We start from the raw sequence: 19540 nt of genomic DNA on the forward strand, positions 1-19540 counted from the left end.
GCAGAAAAATCTATCGAAATAAAAAAAGCACAATGCGCCGCGTCAACTGAGGGACCCCGGCTTGCGGTTTGACGGCGCTTAGGCGCCACTCTACTCTATCCTGTCACCCTCAAGGGCATTCACAACCCCTCCAACCAGTTGATAGGCAAGAAGATCACGTATGGCCCGTGGATCGCGGACGAGTGGCCGGGTTGAAGTGGTCAGTTGGGCAAGAATTTGCTCGGGGCTTTTATGTGTTTGAAGCGCCGTCCCGTGGTCCACGAACCGGAACGACAAAGCGCTTCCTGCGGTCGCCTGTGCGACGATTGGAAGATCGCACGGCAGTACCGTGCCAATACGAGGATATCCGCCGGTGGTCTGACATTCAGGCAACAGCACAAACGGTATGCCCTCCCCGGTCATCTGGATGTCCCCCGCGACCATCGGTTCTGACAGGATGGTAAGTTGTTCGCCCGTCGCGAAAGGCCGTCCTTCAAAAACAAGCTCGACGCCTTGCCGATTGCCGCGAGGCGTCCGTTTGAAACCGGTCATTTCAAAGCGCGTCCTGACCACGCCCGGGAAGTTATCGGTCTGGACACTGGGAAGCACCCGCACAGAGCCGCCTTCAAACCGGGCTTCGGGCGTTAATGTTTTGCCGACATCACCACGGTGTGAGTCAGGCCCGATAGGCAAGGTCTGGTTTGAGGCAAGAACCCCACCGATACCCGCCGTCAGATGGGTGGCCCGGCTTCCAAGGAAGGGGGTCGTGTGGATGCCGCCGCCAACGTGAAGATATCCGTAAACTCCGGTTCTTGCAGGTCCGATGGACAAACGCTGTCCGGCTTTGACAAGGTACGACGCGTTCCAGACCAGCGGCTCACCGTCGAGTGTGGCTTTCATCGGCGCGCCGGTTAACGCAATTCGAATGTCAGCTGTCGTCGAGAATTCCCCACCGAATGCAGCCATTTCGATGGCAGCGCAGCTCAGCGATTGACCAAGTAAGGCCACACCTTCGATGAAAGCGGTGCGATCTGCTGCCCCCCCCATCGACAGACCTTGGCCCATATGTCCGGGCCGTCCCAAGTCCTGTACCGTCATGGCGGGTCCGGCCCGATGAATAAGAAGCGAGGTCGTCATCCCAGGCCCTCGCGGATGGCGCCGCCGTCGCCACTTTGATCGCCGGCCTGAAGGTTCGCGAAGTCTTGATCCGATACTGAACGAAAGCGGATTTCATCTCCGGGCTTAAGCGCGAAGGGTTCGGGTGCGTTTGGCCGGAACGCGTGAAACCCGCATTTCCCAACCTGCCGCCAGCCCGTCGGAGTCGATGTTGAGAACAAAACGATCTGGCGAATTGCGACTGTGATGGCCCCAATGGGGACGCGCTTTGTGAGGCCGGACTGGCGCGGGATGTCCCAGTTTTTGGGCAGTGAACCAAGGTAAGGCTGCCCCGGAGCAAAGCCTAAGGTCATGACCCGCAAGGGTTTGGCGCACAGTTCGGCAACTGCCACGTCTGGCGATACACCGGCAAGACGTGCCGCCTCTTCCAACTGCGGTCCGGCTTCCTCGCCGCCAAAGACTGCTGGGATCGTCCAAAGGACGCGGTTCGTGGGCAATGGTGCAGCGCTCCAGACGCGATCTTCGGTCAATTCCTGTAGGCGCGCGCGCAACGCGTCACGTGCCAGAAGAAGCGGGTCATATGTCACGAATGTCGAGGTGAGCGACGTCGATGTTTCGCTCACACCGTCAAGCCCAAGCGCCTCTACTGCCGCGCGAAACGCCAATGCGGCGCTATTGGCCCCATCGGTTAAGACGTCCGAAAACGTCACAAGCATCCCGCATAGTCCGACATCAACGATGCGCGGGAATGCGGACATGTCAGGAGAATCTGCACGGGTCACGGGCGGGCCATTTGCTGGAGTTCGATGGGATACTAACGCTAATTCAGCGCTTGTGGCAGGAAGAGTGCGATTTGTGGGAAGGCGATCAGCGCCAGCGCCATGGCCAGCATTACCGCCACGAAGGGCAGGGCGCCGAGCATGACGTCCGACATGCTCCCGCTTTTTCGCGCCCCTTGCACAACGTACAGGTTCAGTCCCACAGGCGGCGTAATCAAAGCCATTTCGATCAGAACGATCATCAAAATACCGAACCAGATCGGGTCGAATCCTTGCTCGACGACCAACGGCACAATGATCGGAATGGTTACAACCATGAGCGACAGTGTCTCGATGAAAAAGCCAAGAACGATGTACATGACGACAACGACCAATATGAACCCAAGCGGAGAAAGCCCGAGGCCTGTCAGAAATGCGTCCAGTTCCTGACCTAATCCGGCCGAGGCCAACGTGAAGTTCAGGAAGGATGCTCCGATCACGACAAGCATGATCATTGAGGTGATTTTGACGGTCCCGTGGATACTTTCCACCAGCATATTCAACGATATGCCGCCAAAGGCCCCGGCGATGACGAAGGCTCCGGCAACGCCCACCGCTGCGGCTTCCGTCGGTGTCGCCCAACCGTTGTAGATCGAGCCAATGATCACCGTGAACAACAATATGATCGGCGCCAAGTGAACCAGCGCACGCATCATCTCGGGCAGTGGAAAAACCCGGCGCTCCCCGCCAAGGTGTGGCCAGATCGTGCAAATAATGGCGACCATAATGATGAACGCCAACGCCAGACCCAGACCGGGAATAAGCCCGGCAAGGAACAGTTGTGGGATCGAGGTCTGGGTGAGAAAGCCGTAAACAATCAGATTGATGGACGGCGGGATCATAATGCCAAGAGTACCGCCAGCCGCGATCGCTCCGGAAAAGAGTTTCGGGTCATATCCGAGTTTTTCGGCCTGCGGCATTGCCACGGTCGCTACGGTTGCCGCTGTGGCCACGGACGACCCGGAGGTGGCAGAAAACATCGTCGCGGTCGCAACGTTCGCGTGGACCAAACCACCCGGCATCCATGATACCCAACGATCAAGCGCCGCGTAGGTGCGGGCTGCAACACCGCTACGTACCAAGATTTCACCAAGCAGAACGAAGAACGGAATGGCAATCAGGGTCGCACTATTCGATGACGACCACACCATATTGCCAAGTCCGCGGATCAGTGGAAAACTTGAGAAGAACCAGTCGATCCCAAAGCCCAAAAGAAAAAGCACAATTCCGACCGGAATCGACATGCTTAGAAGGGCCAGCAACCCGATAGCGACATAGGCGATCATTGCAGGGTCTCCGCTTCGCCAAAGGCGCCAATCGCGGCCTCGGTTTCTGAAAGTTGTCCTTTACGGATCATGTTCAACGCAACCAAAGTCGTGATGCACGACATGACTGCAAACCAAAGCCAACCCGCAAACCATGGCCCTTGAACAAGCGCCAGCGGGGTCTCAAGCGGCGTGTTGGCCGTCGAATTATTGTTCAGCGAGCGTTCCAGTACCGGCCAGCATTTGTAAGCAATTAACACGACCGTGCCGCTTAGAACCACCATCGAGAACACGTCGAACAAACACCGCCCAAGGGGCGCGGCGCGGCTTCGCAAAAGATCAATTCTGACGTGGCCAAGTTCAAGCATCGTATAGGCCATGCCCCATGAGCTCGCGATGGCCATGACGTAACCGCTTATCTCGTCGGTGCCGCCGAACGAGGACCCAAGTTGTCTGAAAACAATATCCAGAAGCACAAAGGCAGCGCAGCCCAGAAGCATGACGCCGACAAGCACCGCCACTCCTCTGTTTATCGTCCTGAGTGTTCCCAGCAGTTCCATTATCCTGGATCCTCTTTTGGTTTGAGTGTCTTACTCGATCGTCACGCCAACAACCTGACCCACGGATGCATTCCAGCGTTCCGCCCAGTCACCACCGGCCCGCTCGGCCCACTCAGGCAGAACTTCACTGACAAGGATCGCGCGTGCCTTGGCAAAGTCAGCGTCCGAAGCTTCAACCAAAACCATCGAACGCGCATCGCCAGCCGGGCACGCGCCGTTGCCGGTCAGGCAGGCGATGTCATTGACCAAGGCGTTTTGCGCCGTCGCCCATGCTGGGGCTTCGAATTCTGCTGTGACCTGCGTCTGGATCAGGTCCTGTGTTTCGCTGCTGAGGCCGTTCCATTTGTCAAGGTTCATGGCTGTCACAACCGGGTCCCAACCACCAAGCGGCAGTGGCATCAGGTGTGTCGAAACTTCCCACCAACCGGCAGAATAACCCGAACCGGCACCCGTGACGGCGCAGTCGACAACGCCTTTTTGAAGCGCGCCGGGCACCTCGGAGAACGCGACGTTCACGCCCTCGGCGCCGAGCGCTTCAAGCAGTTTTGCGGTCATACGACCCGAGGCGCGCACTTTCAGACCCTGAAGGTCATCAAGGCTGGAAATCTCGGCATTACAAAAAACGACCTGCGGCGGGTAGGGCGCAATCGCCAGCACGTGGCTGTTAAAGCGGTCGTGGAAGATGTCGGCGACCATCGGGCGCGCGGCATCAACCATCGCGCGGGCTTCGTCAGCACTTAGGGCAATCAATGGGACGTCCAGACCTTCAAGTTCCGGCGCATCAGAAACCGCATAATCCGCAACGGTCATTGCAACATCGTAAACGCCCTGACCCAAAAGCGGATAAATGTCGCCAAGTCCAAGGCCCATCTGGTTGTGGGTTGTCAGTTCGACCGTGATGTCACCACCGGACGCTGCTGGCAGGGTTTCACCCCAAAACGGCGCTTCGTATTCCTTGTGCAGCGGCAAGCCGGACCAGCTTCCGACAACAGCCAAGTTTTCGGCCAATGCGGGGGTTGCCAGCGTCATCGACGCGGCGAGCAATGTAAGCGATTTACGCATGTTTCTCTCCATGTTGGTTGTAGGTTTCTTGTTGATCATTGGTCTTCAAGCGTTTCCGAGACGTCCGCGATCAGCATGTGACCGGGGGCGTGGGTGATACAGAATGGGAGGCGCGCGTTCATAAGCACGTTTTGCGGAGTAACTCCGCAAGCCCAGTAAACGGGTATTTCGCCGTCTTCGACCGCAACTGGGTCGCCCCAGTCCGGTGCATTCAAGTCAGCAATGCCGATATCCGCCGGATCGCCCATCGCAATCGGAGCCCCATGCGCATGCGGAAATCTGCCGCTGATACGATAAGCATCCTCGATGCGATCTTCGCGAATAGGGCGCATCGTGGCGACCATCTCTCCGGCAAAGACCCCCGCAGGTGTCAGTGCGACGTTGGTTTTGTACATCGGCACGGTCTTATCTTGTTCGATGTGGCGAACAGGAATGTCGTTGGCGATGAATGCGTTTTCAAAGGTAAAGGAACACCCTAAAGCGACCGTAACAAGATCGTCGCGCCAGAGGTCGGTGATATTCGTGACCTCGCCGGTAAAAACGCCGTCGCGAAACACGCGGTAGCGAGGCACGTCAGTGCGGATGTCTATGTCATCGCCAAGCGTGCGCATAAATGCATCGCCAGTATCGCTGACACCGACGACAGGGCAGGGCTTTGGATTGCGTTGGCAAAATCGCAGAAAGTCGAGAGCATGGGCTTCCGGCAGGATCGCAAGATTGCACTGCAGCTTTCCAGCGGCCAACCCCGCGGTGTGACGATCATAGCGTCCCTCGCGGATTGCCATGCGTACCTCGCGCGCCGACAGCCCGCGCAGGTCTTGATAAATTGTCGTGTCCGAAGACATCCCCACACCCTTTGATCCCATAGCAAAAGGATTGCATGGTCGATACTTTATCTCAAATTATCATTTTGGATCAATATTGATAGAAATTAGTGATAGGCTAGCCAGCATTATCCTCGCCCCAGGAATGCGCAATCTCCCGTGCAATTTCGGCCCCGCGTTCAGCCAAAACGCTGCGAGGTTCGCCAAGATACGAGGCCGTGAATGCCAAAGGACTAGGCTGGAAGCCGGGATCGAACTCCTCAATGCGCCCCAAAGATAGCAAGCCCGACGCCAACGCCTGAGGATAGGGCCCGACCGCAATCCCTGCCGCAATCATCTGCAAACTGGCCGAAAGCGACGCCGATGAATAGATCCGCACGTTGGGTCCGATGCGCCGCGACAACTCAGCCATCAACTCGCGATAGGGGCGTGTTTTTGCGGCATATGAGATCACCGGGATCGCTTGCAAATCGACAGGCCCGCTACCTTTCGCCTTGTACCAATGCAGATCAAATTTGGGCAGATCAACGTTTTCCACAGTAAATTCTGAAACCGGCCCCATCAAGAACGCCAGGTCAATATCCTGTTGTAACAAGCTGTTACGCAGATTTCCGGAAATATCGACCGTCAGATCAATGTTCACACGTGGATATTCGTTGCTGAATGCTTTCAGAAATTCCGGCAACCAGGCCTGTGCAATTGTCTCGGACGATCCGATCCGAAACAGCCCTTCGATCTTGGACGGGTTGGCGACGCGCTTTACGATCTCTTCCTGCACAAACAGCATTTGTTCGGCGTAGCCCAATAGCATCGTCCCCGATTTGGTCAATGCCACACCCTTTGGCGTGCGCTCGAACAAAACGACGCCAAGTTCGCTTTCTAATGTGCTGACGCGGGTGGAAATTGCCGGTTGTGACAGGCTCAGTTGTTCTGACGCGCGGCGAAACCCGCCCAACCGGGCGACCCAATAGAACGTCTTCAACTGCTCGAACGTCATTGTGCTACTCCCGCCGTATTTGATTTGGGCAATTCCGCTGGACAGCACCCGCGCTTGCGCTCAGTTTCGCCCCTGTCACCCACGTTCGAGGACCACGAGATGCATTTCAATACCGAAAATAGCTCCTTCAACTTTGAGGTCGAGCATTTGATCGTTGCGGGCTGGACCGGACGTGATGCGAAAGCCGTGCAACACCACATCGACGAACTGGCGGCAATCGGGGTTGCGCCACCGTCGAAGGTGCCCTTGTTCTACCGTGTCTCGAACGACCTTTTGACCACCGACCCGCTCATCGAAGTGCTGGGGGATGCGTCGTCTGGCGAAGCTGAACCTATGATTGTGCGACACGGCGGGACGCTTTGGCTGGGCCTTGGCTCGGATCATACCGACCGCCAGCTTGAGGCGACGTCTGTGGCCGCCTCAAAGCAAATCTGTGCCAAGCCCTGCGCGGCAACGCTTTGGGATTACGCCAGGGTTGCGGATCGTTTGGAGACCATCACCATTCAATCCTGGATCCACGAAAACGGCGACTGGGTTCTCTATCAGGACGGGCATCTCGGTCAGATCAGGCCGCTGGAGGCGCTTATCACCGCCATCGATCTCCAAGCTGGCTCGGCAATGTTGTGCGGAACCTTCGCGGCTATCGGCGGCGTTCGCGCCGCCTCAAGGTTTCGCGCCACCATGCAAGATCCGGCGACGGGCGCGGAAATCAGCTTTGAGTACGAGGCACGTTCGCTGCCCGTCGTAAGCTAAGAACGACGATAGCTAAGAAAGGCGGACGACTTAAAGCGCGCGCAAAATGGATTGCAGCTCTGGCTCGTCGACCATATTCGCAGCCTCGCCCTGGCTGACCCATTTGCGCTCGCGTTGATCTGCTTCAGGAAATTCGTCACTTATTTCTTCGACGATCAGAGGGAAAACCATTGTTTTCACAGGAATATCCAGACCGTCATCAAGCGATTTTCGATAGGTATAGTGCCCAATGGCTTCGTCGCTCATACTGCCCTTCGACACGCCCGCTTCTTCCCAAGCTTCCTGTTTGGCAGCCTCGGGGTCGTTCAGGCCATCAATCGGCCACCCCTTTGGGATGATCCAACGACCAGTGTCGCGACTTGTGATCAATAGGATCTTATTGGCCTTGCCGTCACGCCGATAACAGAGCGCCGCAACCTGCAGGCGCGTTGGGCCGTGTAGCCATGGCCAGACGTATGCGTCCCATGCCCCTTTAAGGCGTTCTAGCATCAAAAATTCTACCTCAGGATGTTTTTCTTTTTGTTGACTGACATTACCTCAAAGTTTGTAAGAAGGCAATTTTCGCTCAGAACCAATCAATTGCGATGGATAGACAGCCCCGTAACTGGCATGCGAAGACAAACGTCAAACCACACAAACTGGGGGTGTTGCGTATCATGCCGCGCTTTTCTGCAAATCTTGGGTTTCTCTGGACTGACCTGTCCTTGCCAAGGGCGATCATTGCCGCCCACGCTGCCGGCTTCGTCGCCGTCGAATGCCACTGGCCCTATGAAACCCCGCCCGAAGATGTGCTGTCGGCCCTTGATGCGACTGGGCTTCCAATGCTGGGATTAAATACTTCGCGCGGCGATACAGCTGCAGGTGAGAACGGATTGTCGGCCCTGCCGGATCGCGAAACCCAAGCGCGCGCAGCGATTGATCAGGCGTTGGAATACGCCTTAGCGGTTGGCGCGAAAGCGGTTCACGTGATGGCTGGCAACGCCCAGGGCCCAAGCGCTCATGCGACGTTTGTGGCAAACCTCGGCTATGCCTGCGCGCAGGCAGCACCGTCACAAATAACCATTCTGATCGAGCCACTGAACCGGAACGATGCCCCGGAGTATTTCCTGCGAAATACCGATCAAGCCGTGGTAATCATGAACGAGGTGAACGCCGAAAACCTTAAGCTGATGTTTGATTGCTATCATGTCGGCCGCAACGAGGGCGACGTCATCACGCGCTTCAAGGCGCTGCAGACCGTTATCGGGCATGTCCAGTTCGCGGCAGTACCCGATCGCGGCGCACCCGATCACGGCGAGATCAACTATTCCCACGTTTTCCGCGAACTTGATGCGGTTGGATGGGCAATGCCCCTGGGCGCAGAGTACAAACCAGGTGGTCCGACGGAGGCGACCCTTGGGTGGATGAAGACACTGGTTTAAGCAGCCTTCCTGCTTGGCAGGACGGCTTGGTCCGTGCGATCAAGTCGTGAAAGCAAACAGTCATGGATGGTCCGTTGTGGCGAAACTTTTGAAATCATCGGCAGACCTTGTTGCCGCCGCCCGCGCGCGCATCGAGGAAGTTGCCACACCTGACCTGATCGCGCGGCTTGGCGATCCTGACGTCGTCGTCGTCGACATCCGTGACATTCGCGAACGGCAACGAAGCGGCTTTATCCCCGGTAGTGTGCATGCCCCGCGCGGTATGGTCGAATTTTGGATAGACCCCGACAGCCCTTATTTCAAAGAGGTTTTCGGACAAGACAAAACCTTTGTCTTCCACTGCGCGAGCGGATGGCGCTCGGCGCTGACGGTGGCCACTCTTCAGGATATGGGCTTCAAAGCCGCGCATCTGAAAGACGGGTTCTCGACTTGGCGAAAGCAGGGCGGCCCGGTCGAGAAAAGCGATCCGGCGACGTAATCGCAATACCTTTTCCCTCGATGGGCGGTAGAAAACTGAAATGAGCATCAAAGATGACAAACCCTTCCTGATCGACCTGTTCGAAGCCGCCGTTGCCGCCGCTGATCCAAAACGCGCGCTGGCCTGCGTTCTACCAAAGCCGCCGAGAGGGCGGACGATTGTCATCGGCGCGGGCAAAGGCGCGGCACAAATGGCTGCTGCCTTCGAGGACCTTTGGCCCACAAAAGTCGAAGGCGTCGTGGTCACCCGATACGGGTATGCGGCCCCCACCCGGTCGATCCGGGTGCTGGAAGCTTCGCATCCGGTGCCTGACGCAGCGGGCATGGACGCGACCGCGGCCTTGTTTGCCGCGGTCTCGAACCTCGGTCCGGACGATCTTGTGATCGCGTTGATATGCGGTGGCGGGTCGGCCCTGTTGCCCGCGCCGCCGGACGGCATGACGCTTGCCGATGAAGCCGCGTTGAACGAATGCCTGCTGGCGTCCGGCGCGCCGATCTCAGTGATGAACGCGATCCGAAAACAGGTGAGCAAGATCAAAGGCGGGCGTCTTGCCGCCGCCGCGCACCCGGCGCGCGTCATAAGCCTTGTTGTGTCGGACGTGCCGGGGGATGACCCCGCACAGGTCGCCTCTGGCCCGACGGTTCCCGATACCGTGACACGCGCTGACGCTCTTAATCATATAGCGGCCTACGGCATCGCATTGCCCGAAACGATCCGCCACCATCTTGCGTCCGACCTTGGCCAACCGCCGCATCCCTCTGAAGAAACCTTTGCGAAAAATGAGGTTTTCGTGATCGCCTCGGCATCTTTGTCACTCGAAGCCGCCGCCCGCGCAGCAAAGGCCGCTGGTATCACGCCTGTCATCTTATCAGACGCCATCGAAGGCGAGGCCCGAGACGTGGGGCAGGTCCACGCCGCCATCGCGCGCGAAGTTCGCCAGCGCAATCGGCCATTTTCGCCGCCAGTTGTGATCCTGTCGGGTGGTGAAACGACCGTAACGATCCGAAATGCGGGAGGACGCGGGGGCCGCAACACGGAATTCCTTCTGGCCTTTGCGCGCGGCATCGAAGGACAAAACATCAGCGCACTTGCGGCAGACACCGACGGTATCGACGGCTCCGAAGACAACGCCGGTGCCTTCGCCGACGGCTCCACCTGGAGCCGGATCAGGCAGGCGGGCAAAGACCCCGCCGTCATCCTGTCTTCCCACGACGCATGGGGCGCCTTCGATGCCATCGACGACCTCTTCGCACCGGGTCCGACAGGCACCAATGTGAACGATTTTCGCGCTATCCTCATCCGCTAGATGCCAGCCTCGGACGCCCCCCTATTGCACCATTGCCAAAAGCGCGTTTTATCTCGGTAAACGACGGTGCGGGCTGACCGCGTTCAAAAAAGGAACACCCAATGACCGACACTCCCATCGCTCTCGTGACCGGCGGCGCACAAGGCATCGGATATGCTTCTGCGGAGGCTCTGATGGAGGAAGGGTTCCGCGTGATCCTGGCCGACATCAAAGTCGACGGCGTGGCAGAGGCCGCGACCAAACTTGGCGCGCTGGCGGGGCTCGTGTGCGACATGGGCGACGCGGATCAGGTCTTGGCGATGTTCGACAAGATCGAGGCCGAGTACGGCCCGGTGTCGGCACTGGTCAACAACGCAGGCATTGCCGCTGCGGGGGAATTTTTGAGCTACGATCTTGCGACGTTTGACCGGGTCATAGGCGTCAACCTTCGCGGCGTGTTCGTCGCCACGCAGCGCGCTGGCCGCGCCATGGTCGAGCACGGGATCGAAGGCGCGATCGTCAACATGTCGTCGATCAATGCTCAGGTCGCAATTCCCGCGATCCCGGCCTATTGCGCGTCAAAGGGCGGCGTTATGCAACTGACCAAAGTCGCGGCCTTGGCGCTGGCGCCGCACAACATACGGGTCAATGCAGTGGGGCCGGGGTCAATTGACACCGAAATGATGGCGGGGGTGAACGCAAACCCAGAAGCCATGAAAATCGCCATGTCTCGCACCCCGCTAAAACGCCCCGGAACAGCCCGCGAAATAGGTGATGTCGTTGCCTTCCTCTGCTCGAAAAAAGCCAGCTATATCACTGGCGAGACAATCTACGTCGACGGCGGGCGGCTTGGTCTTAACTACACAGTCTGATCGGGCAGCCATCCGTTAAAGAAGGCATGATCCTTCGACAACGGAAGTGTCGTGCGCACGCCGGTTCTTGCAGAGGCATAAATTGCCGTGACAAGTTCGATTGAAGCAGCCCCGTCCGCAAACGTCACTTCATGGCCGGGGGTGCCTTGAAGGGCGTCTGCAATCGCGTCAAATGCGCCAACATACCCGGCCCTAGCGCGCGCTGTTGCTTGCACAATGGCGTCGAGTTTGGGTTGAAGTGCAGGATCTCTGGCCTCAAAACGCCATGTCCCGGTGGCGGGCGCGTATGGCACCCATCCAGAGGTCGCCGTCAGGTTTTCAAACACCAGCCGAATCCGTGTTTCATCCACCGCCGCACCCAACGTGACCGAGCTTGTTGCAAGCGCACCGTTTGCCATCTGGAACGAAATTGCGGCGCAATCTTCGGTCTCAATTGGATTAACCCGCGTCGCGATGGCGGCAGACAATTGCGCGACAGGACCCAATAGATAGGTCAGCAAATCGTGAGTATGGATTGCATGCCCCAGAATGGCGCCGCCCTGTTCACCAACCCATGTTCCGCGCCAGGGCTCTGAATAATATGCGGCGTCCCGCGACCAGTGCGTCTCAAGCGCCGCGACTTGTGGCGCACCGGTCGACCCGTTCGAAATCATCGTTTTCAGGGCCGCAATCGCGGGGCCAAAGCGATACTGAAAGATCGGGAAAAGCTGTGCGCCCGTTGCTTCGCTTGCGACCCGCAGACGCGCAATATCCGCCATCGATGTTGCAATAGGTTTTTCGCAAATCACGTGCTTTCCCGCAGCCAAGGCGTCCAACGCCACCGGAACGTGCAAATGCGGCGGCAGGCAAATATCGATCAAATCAATTTCTGGATCGCTGATCGCGACCTCAATCTCGCCGGACCATTCAATTGATGCATCCATGGCCCGCGCTCGCGCGGCGTCACGATCGACGATCAAACTGACCTGAAATCGATCCGACAAAGCGCGATAGGCTTCAAGGTGCTGCACCCCGATCCCCGCCCCTAAAATAGCAGCGCAGATCATGTGGTCGCCCCCTCTGCCTTGGCTTGCGCGGCAAGAGCAAGCCGCATCACCGTAAAGCAATGGGCCTGTGACATGGCAGTCTCCGTTCGGTTTTCGATGTCACCAAGCAGCCTCGAAAAATAAGGCAATCCGGCGTCCCGCGCGTCCAACGTCTCGCACCGCGTTCCATTGACCAGAACCACACTATCGGTGCCCGTGCGTCCGCCAACATCGACATATTTGCGAAGCTCGATGTAGCCCTCGGTACCGAGAATTGTCAGTCGCCCATCGCCCCAATTCGGCAAGGCATCGGGCGTAAACCAGTCCACGCGAATATAGCCGCTTGCGGTGTCCGAGCGCAAATTCAGCTCCCCAAGATCCTGCAATCCGGGCGTATCCGGATTGCCACGATTGGCGACAAAAGCGTGGGTGACCTCGGCGTCAGCCGCCCCCGTGTAATGCAGAAACTGATCGATCTGATGAGATGCAATGTCCGTCAAAATACCGCCATAGCGATCACGCTTAAAGAACCATGGCGGCCGCGTCGCGCGGTTAAGCCGGTGCGGCCCAAGTCCAACCGTCTGAATAACCCGCCCGATCTCTCCCGCCTCCACCAACTCACTCGCAAGGGTCGAACACCTGGTCTCAAAGCGTTCCGAAAAATTCACTGACCAAATCCGCCCGGTCCGCGCAACACAGGCGCGGATTGCCCCAAGCTGTTCAAAGGTCGTACACCCCGGCTTGTCGACCATCACATCCATGCCTGCGTCCATGGCCCGTATTGCCAAAGTGGCACGGTCCGCTGGAACGGCAGATATCAAAGCTAACTTTGCGCCTGATCCGAGCGCATCGCCCAAGGCTTCAAAGCGCGGCGTATCGGGAAACCGTTCGATGAAGCCGCCAAGCGTTCCCGGCGCGCCGTCCGTCCAAAAGCCAACGCAATGAGCGCCCGCCGCACATATACTTTCGGTCATCCCGTAAATGTGTCGATGATCCAGCCCTATGGCGACAACAGGTAGCGTCATATCTCAACCACCCCGACCGTTTGCCCCAGCTTCGAGGATCGCTCCATCGCGTCGATCACCGCATGAACGCGCAGCCCGTCCCGCATAGTACAAAGCGGCGCCCTTCTGGCCTCAATGCTGTTTGCAAAGTCCTCAATGATCGCCTGGTGCCAGGCATGGGTGAAAGCCATCGGATCCGCCCCGCCGCCGGTGCCGCTTGCAGTTTCACCCAGATGTTCCACTCGTCCATCCAAATAGGAAACTGTAAGAACACCGCCCTCAAGATGCGCATGCGCGCGCGTTCCCTGCACTCGGATACTCTCTTGCCCGCCCGGATAAAATGACGTCGTTGCAGTCAAAGTTGCAACCGCGCCATTCGCAAATCGTAGAAGCCCCCCCGCCCAATTCTCAGCCTCCAATTCATGGAGAGCAGTGGTCGCCATCATCGCCTGCACAGTCGCGACCGGTCCCATTAACCATATCGCCAGGTCCAGCGTGTGGATGGCTTGACTGATCACCACACCACCGCCATCGCGGGCATACGTGCCGCGCCCGGCCTGATCGTAGTACCCTTGGTCACGCCACCACGGCACGCGTATTTCCGCGGCGACCAATTCGCCTAAATCACCGCGCGCAATAGCAGTCTTCAAGGCCTGTGAACTCTCACGCACACGGTGTTGGAACACTATTCCAGCAACAACACCGCCCGTTTTACAACGCACTGCAATCTCGGTTGCGGCCTTCAAGGTCCGTTCAACTGGCTTCTCCATCAATATGGGAAGACCCGCATCCACAAGCGCATCAACTATGTCCTTCCGTGCGTTTGGCGGTGTCGTCACAATGGCAAAATCAAGTGATGTATCCGCGCAAAGCTCCGCCAGCCCCGGATAGACCTTGGCGTCTGCGCAATGATTGCCCCCGAAGGTCCGAGCCCGCGCAACATCACTCCCTAGTATGCCATGTAAATTGACCAAATTACTGTCATATAGGGCGGCTAGATGCGTCCCCGACACCATCCCATGTCCTATCAAAGCAACCTTCATGATTTCCCCCTGTGCCAAAAAGCGTTACAGCTTTAGAGGCCTTCGCCAAGCAAAACTTGTGATATTTTGCGGCTCATGACGCGAAGACCACAAAGACCAAGGAACGGACCCCTGATGGAACTTACAGACCCAACGGCGCGCCATCTCTACGAAACGATCCGTGATCTTCCGATTGTCTCGCCTCACGGCCACTGTGATCCAAAATGGTTCGCAACCGATGAGCCGTTCTCGGACCCGGCGGAGCTGCTCGTTGTCCCGGATCACTACGTGTTTCGTATGCTCTATTCTCAAGGGGTCCCGCTCGAAGATCTCGGGGTCCCACCCGCAGGCGACCACACCGACAGACGAGACGTCTTCCGAACGTTTGCTCATAACTGGCATCTGTTCCTCGGCACCCCAAGCCGCCTCTGGATTGAGTATGTGCTGACACAAACGCTTGGCGTCGATACGCCGCTTGGCCCTGAAACTGCTGATAAGGTTTACGATGAAATCGCGGAAAAATTGGCAGACTCTGCCTTCCGTCCGCGGGCGCTGTTCGGCCGTTTCAAGATAGAGGCGCTGGCGACGACCGACAACGCCCTTGATGACCTGTCTCATCATCAGACGATCGCAAAGTCCGATTGGGCGGGGCGCGTCATTCCGACGTTTCGCCCTGATGCTCTGATTGATCCGCAACACGTGGACTTTAAAGACAGCATCGAAAACCTGGCGCTCCTTACGCACAGAGACACCACGAATTATTCCGGCTATCTCGCGGCGTTGCGCATGCGTCGCGCGCTCTTCAAACAAAACGGTGCCACGGCAACCGATCACGCAATTGATATCGTCCAGACGGCTATTCTGGCTGATCCTGAAGCTGCCTTTCAAAGGGTTCTCAATGCGCCCTCGGAAGCACAAGCGCGCGCGTTTCATGGTCATATGTTGATCGTGATGGCAGAAATGTCGGTCGAAGACGGGCTGGTTATGCAGCTTCATGCAGGCAGCCGGCGCAACACAAACACGCATCTTTTCAAAATCTTTGGTGCTGACAAGGGCTCGGATATTCCCACAGCCACAAGTTGGGTGGATGGTTTGGCGGGGCTGTTGAACCATGTTGGAAATGAACCGGGCTTCCGCCTGATCCTCTTCACTTTGGACGAAAGCACATACGCGCGGGAACTTGCGCCCATGGCGGGCCATTGGCCGTGCCTCCGCATCGGTCCGCCATGGTGGTTCCACGACAGCCCCGCCGGAATTGCGCGATACTTCGATCAAGTTATAGAAACAGCAGGCTATTGGAACCTTGCGGGCTTCAACGACGACACCCGCGCGTTCCTCTCGATACCTGCGCGCCATGATTTGTGGCGCCAGGCCGTAGCCGAACATTTGTCAGGGCAGATCCGCCGAGGATACTTCGACCGACGAAACGCGGAAGAAATTGCAATTCTTCTTGCCGTCGATCTGGCACGTGAGGCCTACCGTCTATGAATCAAATCCTCCATTTCGGCCCCGGAAACTTCTTTCGCGCACATCTTGCCGACTACACCCAGGACCTTGGCGGTTGGTCAATCACCGGTGTCTCCTTACGCTCGTCTGGTGTGCGAGACGGGCTCTCCGCGCAGGGCAACCGCTACACCCTGGCAGTGCAGGGGCAGGCGCCGCGCGACATAAGAATAATTGACAGTATTATTGTCGGAAGTGAAAATCCCAGGACTGTTCTTGATCATATCACGGACGCTAGGTTTCCGGTGATTTCGGCAACCGTTACCGAGAAGGGATACCACCTGTTGCCGAACGGTCATCTCGACCTTTTGGACCCGGACATTGCGCACGATCTTTTGTCGGACAGTCCGCGCACGTTCATCGGGTTTCTCGCGCGCGGTCTTGCGAAACGAAAGGCACCTGTGACGGTCCTCAGCTGCGATAATCGCATTGGGAACGGCAATGCCCTGGCACAAGCGATCGAAGAGTTTCAAAATACCAGCGGCCTGACGACCCATTGCCAGGTCAGCTTTCCAAACGGGATGGTCGACCGGATTACCCCAGCAACCACGGCCGAGTTGAGGACCAAAACTGGTGATGCCATGGCCGTCGGCTGCGAGCCTTACAAAGAATGGGTGATCGAAGATCGCTTCGTCTCAATGCGCCCGAATTGGCCTGGCGTGCAATGGGTGCAAGACGTGGCACCCTATGAAATGCGGAAACTCAGGATGCTGAATGGCGCGCATTCGTATCTGGCCTACGCCGGAAGCCTTGCGGGCTTCACTTTCGTTCACGAGGCAATAGCGGACCCGGATTTACGACAATCCGTACGCGGCTTGATGGACGAGGCCGCAACCACGTTGCCCAAAGAAGTCCGCTTTGAGGCTTCGACCTACGCAGATGCCTTGCTCGACCGATTTGACAATATACATGTCGAGCATAAGCTTCGCCAGATCGCTATGGATGGGTCACAAAAGGTGCCCTACCGCCTGATTGATAGCATCCGAGCGCGCCTGGCGTCCGACCTCACGGCCCCGCATTTATGCGCTGCTGTTAAGGCCTGGATAGATTTCATCGCCCAAGAAACATCGCACGGCCGGAAGCTTGACGATCCGCTTGCAGTTGCGCTCGCGGGTGCCATCTCGACACCCAACCCAACCGCTGCAGTTCTGGACCTGATAGGCGCGTCAGATATTACATCGCAGTTTTCGGAATAATCGCCCCACGACACCCAACCACTTTCGCCGCAAGGTCATGCCCGGCGCGCAAGGCTTCTGCCTGCGTCATGCCCTGTAACCGTGCGGCCAGATAGGCACCATTGAAACTATCTCCAGCCGACGTGGTGTCGATCACCCGGCCGGCGGGCGGATAGGACTGGTCAACTTGCGCGCCGATTGAAAAGGGACCGTCCGCACCACACTTCATTGCGCCCAACCCGGGTGCAGTAGAAAATCGCGCGCGCGCGTCGGCCTTGTCTCCACCAAAGACGGCTATTTCGTCGTCAATCGAGGGCAGGGGAATGTCGGCAAACCCCCAGAACGCCGACGTCACATCACGCGCTTCTTTCACCGTCCACAAGCGCGGGCGATGGTTGTTGTCATAGGCAACCCGAACACCCGCGTCCTTCAGATACGCAATCAATTCAAGTCGCACCGGATGCGGAAGAATGGCCAGCGAAATCCCGGAGAGATACACCAGATCATATCCCTCCAGCATGGAAAAATCACCGTCCGCAAACAATTGACGCGCAGCCGATGCCGACCGCCAATAGGTAAATGATCGTTCCCCGCCTTCGCCCAAAGTGATCGCATAAAGCCCCGGCGTGGCAACCGGATCGACACCTATCGCAGCAGTTCCAATACCCTCCGAGGCAATAAACGTCTTGATGCGGTCCGAAAACGGGTCGCGTCCCAGCCGTGTGATGTAGTCGACCTCGATTTCCGGAGCGCTCCGCTTCAGGTAGACCGCCGTGTTCAACGTATCTCCTGCAACCCCCAAGGCCGCTGTGTCGCCGTCCAGCGACATTTCGATCATGGCTTCGCCAATGCAGGCGACACGTGTCATCGGATCACGCTTTGTAAAGCGTCGAATAGAAGTCCACCATCTGCGGCACCATATCCTCCGAGCGACCGTCCGCCATCGCGGCTTTCAGGCCCTTAAGCGCACACTGGGACATGATGCTGTCCGCGCCGGCTTCTTTTGCCATCTGCACATAGTATCCCACGTCTTTCGCGCCGTTCTTCACCGCAAAAGCAAGCTGCATGGGGTCACCGTCGACGCCATAGGCTTTGACGAAATCCATCATGCCCGACCGCAATGGACCTGCCGCCATAACATCGTAAACCTTCTTGCGATCCACTCCCATCACATCGGCCATCGCAAAGGCCTCGGACATGGCGTTCGCCGTTGTCATCGCAAAGAAGTTGTTGATCAGCTTGATCGTGTGCCCGGCGCCAAGATCGCCCAAATGGAAGATGTTCTCGCCTAAATCGCTTAAAACCGGCTCAACTTTGTCGAAGGCCGCCTTGTCGCCCGCGCCCATGATATTCAAAAGCCCGTCTTTGGCATGAAGCGGTGTTCGCCCAAGCGGTGCGTCAAGGTAGGTTCCGCCGGCGGCCTCCACTTCGACGCCAAGCGTGCGGGTCGATGCGGGCAGGGACGTGCCGAAATCAATCACAACAGCGCCCGCGCGTAACCCGGCAATCACGCCATCTGCGCCGCGCATCCGTGCCTCGACGCTGTCCGAGGTATCCATGCATAACATAACGATGTCGCTTGCCGCGGCGACCTCGCGCGCAGTCCCGACTTCAGACGCCCCGCGGGCAACGGCGGCATCGATATTGGGACGTGATCGGTTTGGCGTTATAGTCACACTGTATCCGGTCGCCTGAAGCCGTTCGACCATGGCCGACCCCATCAAGCCAAGTCCAATAAATCCTATTTCTGGTTTCGTCATCTCATCGTCCTTTCCCTAATTCATTTGCAATCAGCGCCGCACCTCGACGCCCCAATTCATCCGAGCATTTCGCGCCCGCACCGTTCCCCGCCGAGGCCACCGAAACTCTGTCCGATAGCCGTGCAATCTCGGGCCGCAGATCGTTGGTCCAGGTTGTCATGCAGGCGTCCATTTTCACCGATGTACTCGTGACCCCCGGGAAGAGGGCGCGAAATCGCGCACCCAGATCATCGCGCACTTCCGCCCGCCCACCGGTGCGAAACCAATCGCCAATCTCATCCGGCGAGGTCAGCAGAATATCGTCCGGATCGCCGCCAAGTTTCATGTAAACCTTGCCATCCGGATAGCGGATCGGCGGCAACAAATAGTGACGCTCGGGCGTTCCCATTACCAGCGATGGCAAATAAACCAACCGCGTGGCTTCCAGCTCGGACACCTCAAACAGCGCCACGGTCCTTCCACACACGCGATACGATGGCGGACGCCCAAGCACGTGATCCGTCATGCCACCGGCGGCCACAAGAACCTGGTCGAACACCTGCACACCTGCGCCGGTATGGACTTGAACCCCAGTGGATGTTTCGTCCAAGCCAGTGACCGCGACATCCAGAAGAGTAGCCC

The 19540-nt window shown here is 57.8% G+C and carries 21 protein-coding genes; 7 read left to right on the forward strand and 14 right to left on the reverse strand.

Annotated elements, in window-relative coordinates; genetic code table 11:
* Window positions 1-90: 90 nt before the first annotated feature.
* The 7 genes from AC221Y_RS07855 to AC221Y_RS07885 form a co-directional block, all read right to left on the reverse strand.
* On the reverse strand, window positions 91-1116 hold the full coding sequence (locus AC221Y_RS07855) for a 5-oxoprolinase subunit C family protein (protein ID WP_486707121.1): 1026 nt from the start codon (window positions 1114-1116) through the stop codon (window positions 91-93).
* Window positions 1113-1877, reverse strand: a complete 765-nt coding sequence (locus AC221Y_RS07860; protein WP_486707122.1) for a 5-oxoprolinase subunit B family protein — start codon at window positions 1875-1877, stop codon at window positions 1113-1115. Before AC221Y_RS07860 ends, AC221Y_RS07855 begins: the two co-directional genes overlap by 4 nt.
* Window positions 1878-1915: 38 nt before the next feature.
* Window positions 1916-3199 carry a TRAP transporter large permease gene (locus AC221Y_RS07865; protein ID WP_299752135.1) on the reverse strand — a complete coding sequence of 428 codons (1284 nt, stop codon included), beginning with the start codon at window positions 3197-3199 and terminating at the stop codon, window positions 1916-1918.
* Window positions 3196-3738, reverse strand: a complete 543-nt coding sequence (locus tag AC221Y_RS07870; protein ID WP_299752137.1) for a TRAP transporter small permease subunit — start codon at window positions 3736-3738, stop codon at window positions 3196-3198. The genes AC221Y_RS07865 and AC221Y_RS07870 overlap by 4 nt, the downstream gene beginning before the upstream one ends.
* A 30-nt stretch (window positions 3739-3768) precedes the next feature.
* Window positions 3769-4800 carry a TRAP transporter substrate-binding protein gene (locus tag AC221Y_RS07875; protein WP_299752140.1) on the reverse strand — a complete coding sequence of 344 codons (1032 nt, stop codon included), beginning with the start codon at window positions 4798-4800 and terminating at the stop codon, window positions 3769-3771.
* 35 nt (window positions 4801-4835) lie between these two features.
* The gene (locus AC221Y_RS07880) at window positions 4836-5645 is read right to left on the reverse strand and encodes a putative hydro-lyase (protein ID WP_486707123.1); all 810 of its coding nucleotides are present in this window, start codon (window positions 5643-5645) and stop codon (window positions 4836-4838) included.
* Window positions 5646-5742: 97 nt separating this feature from the next.
* Window positions 5743-6621 carry a LysR family transcriptional regulator gene (locus AC221Y_RS07885; protein WP_486707124.1) on the reverse strand — a complete coding sequence of 293 codons (879 nt, stop codon included), beginning with the start codon at window positions 6619-6621 and terminating at the stop codon, window positions 5743-5745.
* A 99-nt stretch (window positions 6622-6720) separates the two neighbouring features.
* On the opposite strand from AC221Y_RS07885, the gene AC221Y_RS07890 reads away from it, so the two are divergent.
* Window positions 6721-7374, forward strand: coding sequence for a DUF2848 domain-containing protein (locus AC221Y_RS07890; RefSeq protein ID WP_299749251.1), 654 nt, complete (start codon window positions 6721-6723; stop codon window positions 7372-7374).
* A 30-nt stretch (window positions 7375-7404) separates the two neighbouring features.
* Here AC221Y_RS07890 and AC221Y_RS07895 read toward each other — a convergent pair whose 3' ends face one another.
* Window positions 7405-7863, reverse strand: coding sequence for an NUDIX hydrolase (locus tag AC221Y_RS07895; RefSeq protein WP_299749249.1), 459 nt, complete (start codon window positions 7861-7863; stop codon window positions 7405-7407).
* A 167-nt stretch (window positions 7864-8030) separates the two neighbouring features.
* Between AC221Y_RS07895 and AC221Y_RS07900 the strand changes: the two genes are divergently transcribed.
* The 4 genes from AC221Y_RS07900 to AC221Y_RS07915 all read left to right on the forward strand — a co-directional run bounded on the left by AC221Y_RS07900 (window position 8031) and on the right by AC221Y_RS07915 (window position 11430).
* The gene (locus AC221Y_RS07900; protein WP_299749246.1) at window positions 8031-8795 is read left to right on the forward strand and encodes a hydroxypyruvate isomerase family protein; all 765 of its coding nucleotides are present in this window, start codon (window positions 8031-8033) and stop codon (window positions 8793-8795) included.
* A 76-nt stretch (window positions 8796-8871) separates the two neighbouring features.
* Entirely contained in the window at window positions 8872-9273 is a 402-nt protein-coding gene (locus AC221Y_RS07905; RefSeq protein ID WP_486707125.1) for a rhodanese-like domain-containing protein, read from the forward strand.
* 40 nt (window positions 9274-9313) lie between these two features.
* Window positions 9314-10579 (forward strand): glycerate kinase type-2 family protein, encoded by a 1266-nt coding sequence (locus AC221Y_RS07910; RefSeq protein ID WP_486707126.1) that lies wholly within the window; start codon window positions 9314-9316, stop codon window positions 10577-10579.
* 101 nt (window positions 10580-10680) lie between these two features.
* Entirely contained in the window at window positions 10681-11430 is a 750-nt protein-coding gene (locus tag AC221Y_RS07915) for an SDR family NAD(P)-dependent oxidoreductase (protein WP_486707127.1), read from the forward strand.
* Here the strand turns inward: AC221Y_RS07915 and AC221Y_RS07920 are convergent.
* The 3 genes from AC221Y_RS07920 to AC221Y_RS07930 are packed head-to-tail and all read right to left on the reverse strand — an operon-like array spanning window position 11418 to window position 14502.
* Window positions 11418-12476, reverse strand: a complete 1059-nt coding sequence (locus AC221Y_RS07920) for a Gfo/Idh/MocA family protein (RefSeq protein WP_299749234.1) — start codon at window positions 12474-12476, stop codon at window positions 11418-11420. The genes AC221Y_RS07915 and AC221Y_RS07920 overlap by 13 nt on opposite strands.
* Window positions 12473-13480, reverse strand: a complete 1008-nt coding sequence (locus AC221Y_RS07925; RefSeq protein ID WP_486707128.1) for a Gfo/Idh/MocA family protein — start codon at window positions 13478-13480, stop codon at window positions 12473-12475. Before AC221Y_RS07925 ends, AC221Y_RS07920 begins: the two co-directional genes overlap by 4 nt.
* A complete protein-coding gene (locus AC221Y_RS07930) occupies window positions 13477-14502 on the reverse strand; it encodes a Gfo/Idh/MocA family protein (protein WP_299749228.1) in 1026 nt (341 codons plus the stop codon). Before AC221Y_RS07930 ends, AC221Y_RS07925 begins: the two co-directional genes overlap by 4 nt.
* Window positions 14503-14616: 114 nt before the next feature.
* Between AC221Y_RS07930 and uxaC the strand changes: the two genes are divergently transcribed.
* Both uxaC and AC221Y_RS07940 read left to right on the forward strand, forming a co-directional pair.
* Entirely contained in the window at window positions 14617-15969 is a 1353-nt protein-coding gene (gene uxaC, locus AC221Y_RS07935) for a glucuronate isomerase (RefSeq protein WP_486707129.1), read from the forward strand.
* Window positions 15966-17180, forward strand: a complete 1215-nt coding sequence (locus AC221Y_RS07940; protein ID WP_486707130.1) for a mannitol dehydrogenase family protein — start codon at window positions 15966-15968, stop codon at window positions 17178-17180. Before uxaC ends, AC221Y_RS07940 begins: the two co-directional genes overlap by 4 nt.
* Here AC221Y_RS07940 and AC221Y_RS07945 read toward each other — a convergent pair.
* The 3 genes from AC221Y_RS07945 to AC221Y_RS07955 form a co-directional block, all read right to left on the reverse strand.
* A complete protein-coding gene (locus tag AC221Y_RS07945) occupies window positions 17158-18027 on the reverse strand; it encodes a sugar kinase (protein ID WP_486707131.1) in 870 nt (289 codons plus the stop codon). The genes AC221Y_RS07940 and AC221Y_RS07945 overlap by 23 nt on opposite strands.
* A gap of 4 nt (window positions 18028-18031) precedes the next feature.
* Window positions 18032-18919: an NAD(P)-dependent oxidoreductase gene (locus AC221Y_RS07950; protein ID WP_299749217.1), complete on the reverse strand. Its 888-nt coding sequence runs from the start codon at window positions 18917-18919 to the stop codon at window positions 18032-18034.
* A gap of 1 nt (window position 18920) precedes the next feature.
* A partial coding sequence (locus tag AC221Y_RS07955; protein WP_486707132.1) for an FAD-dependent oxidoreductase occupies window positions 18921-19540 on the reverse strand: 620 nt, incomplete at its 5' end.

The sequence above is a fragment of the Boseongicola sp. genome (assembly GCF_057460485.1).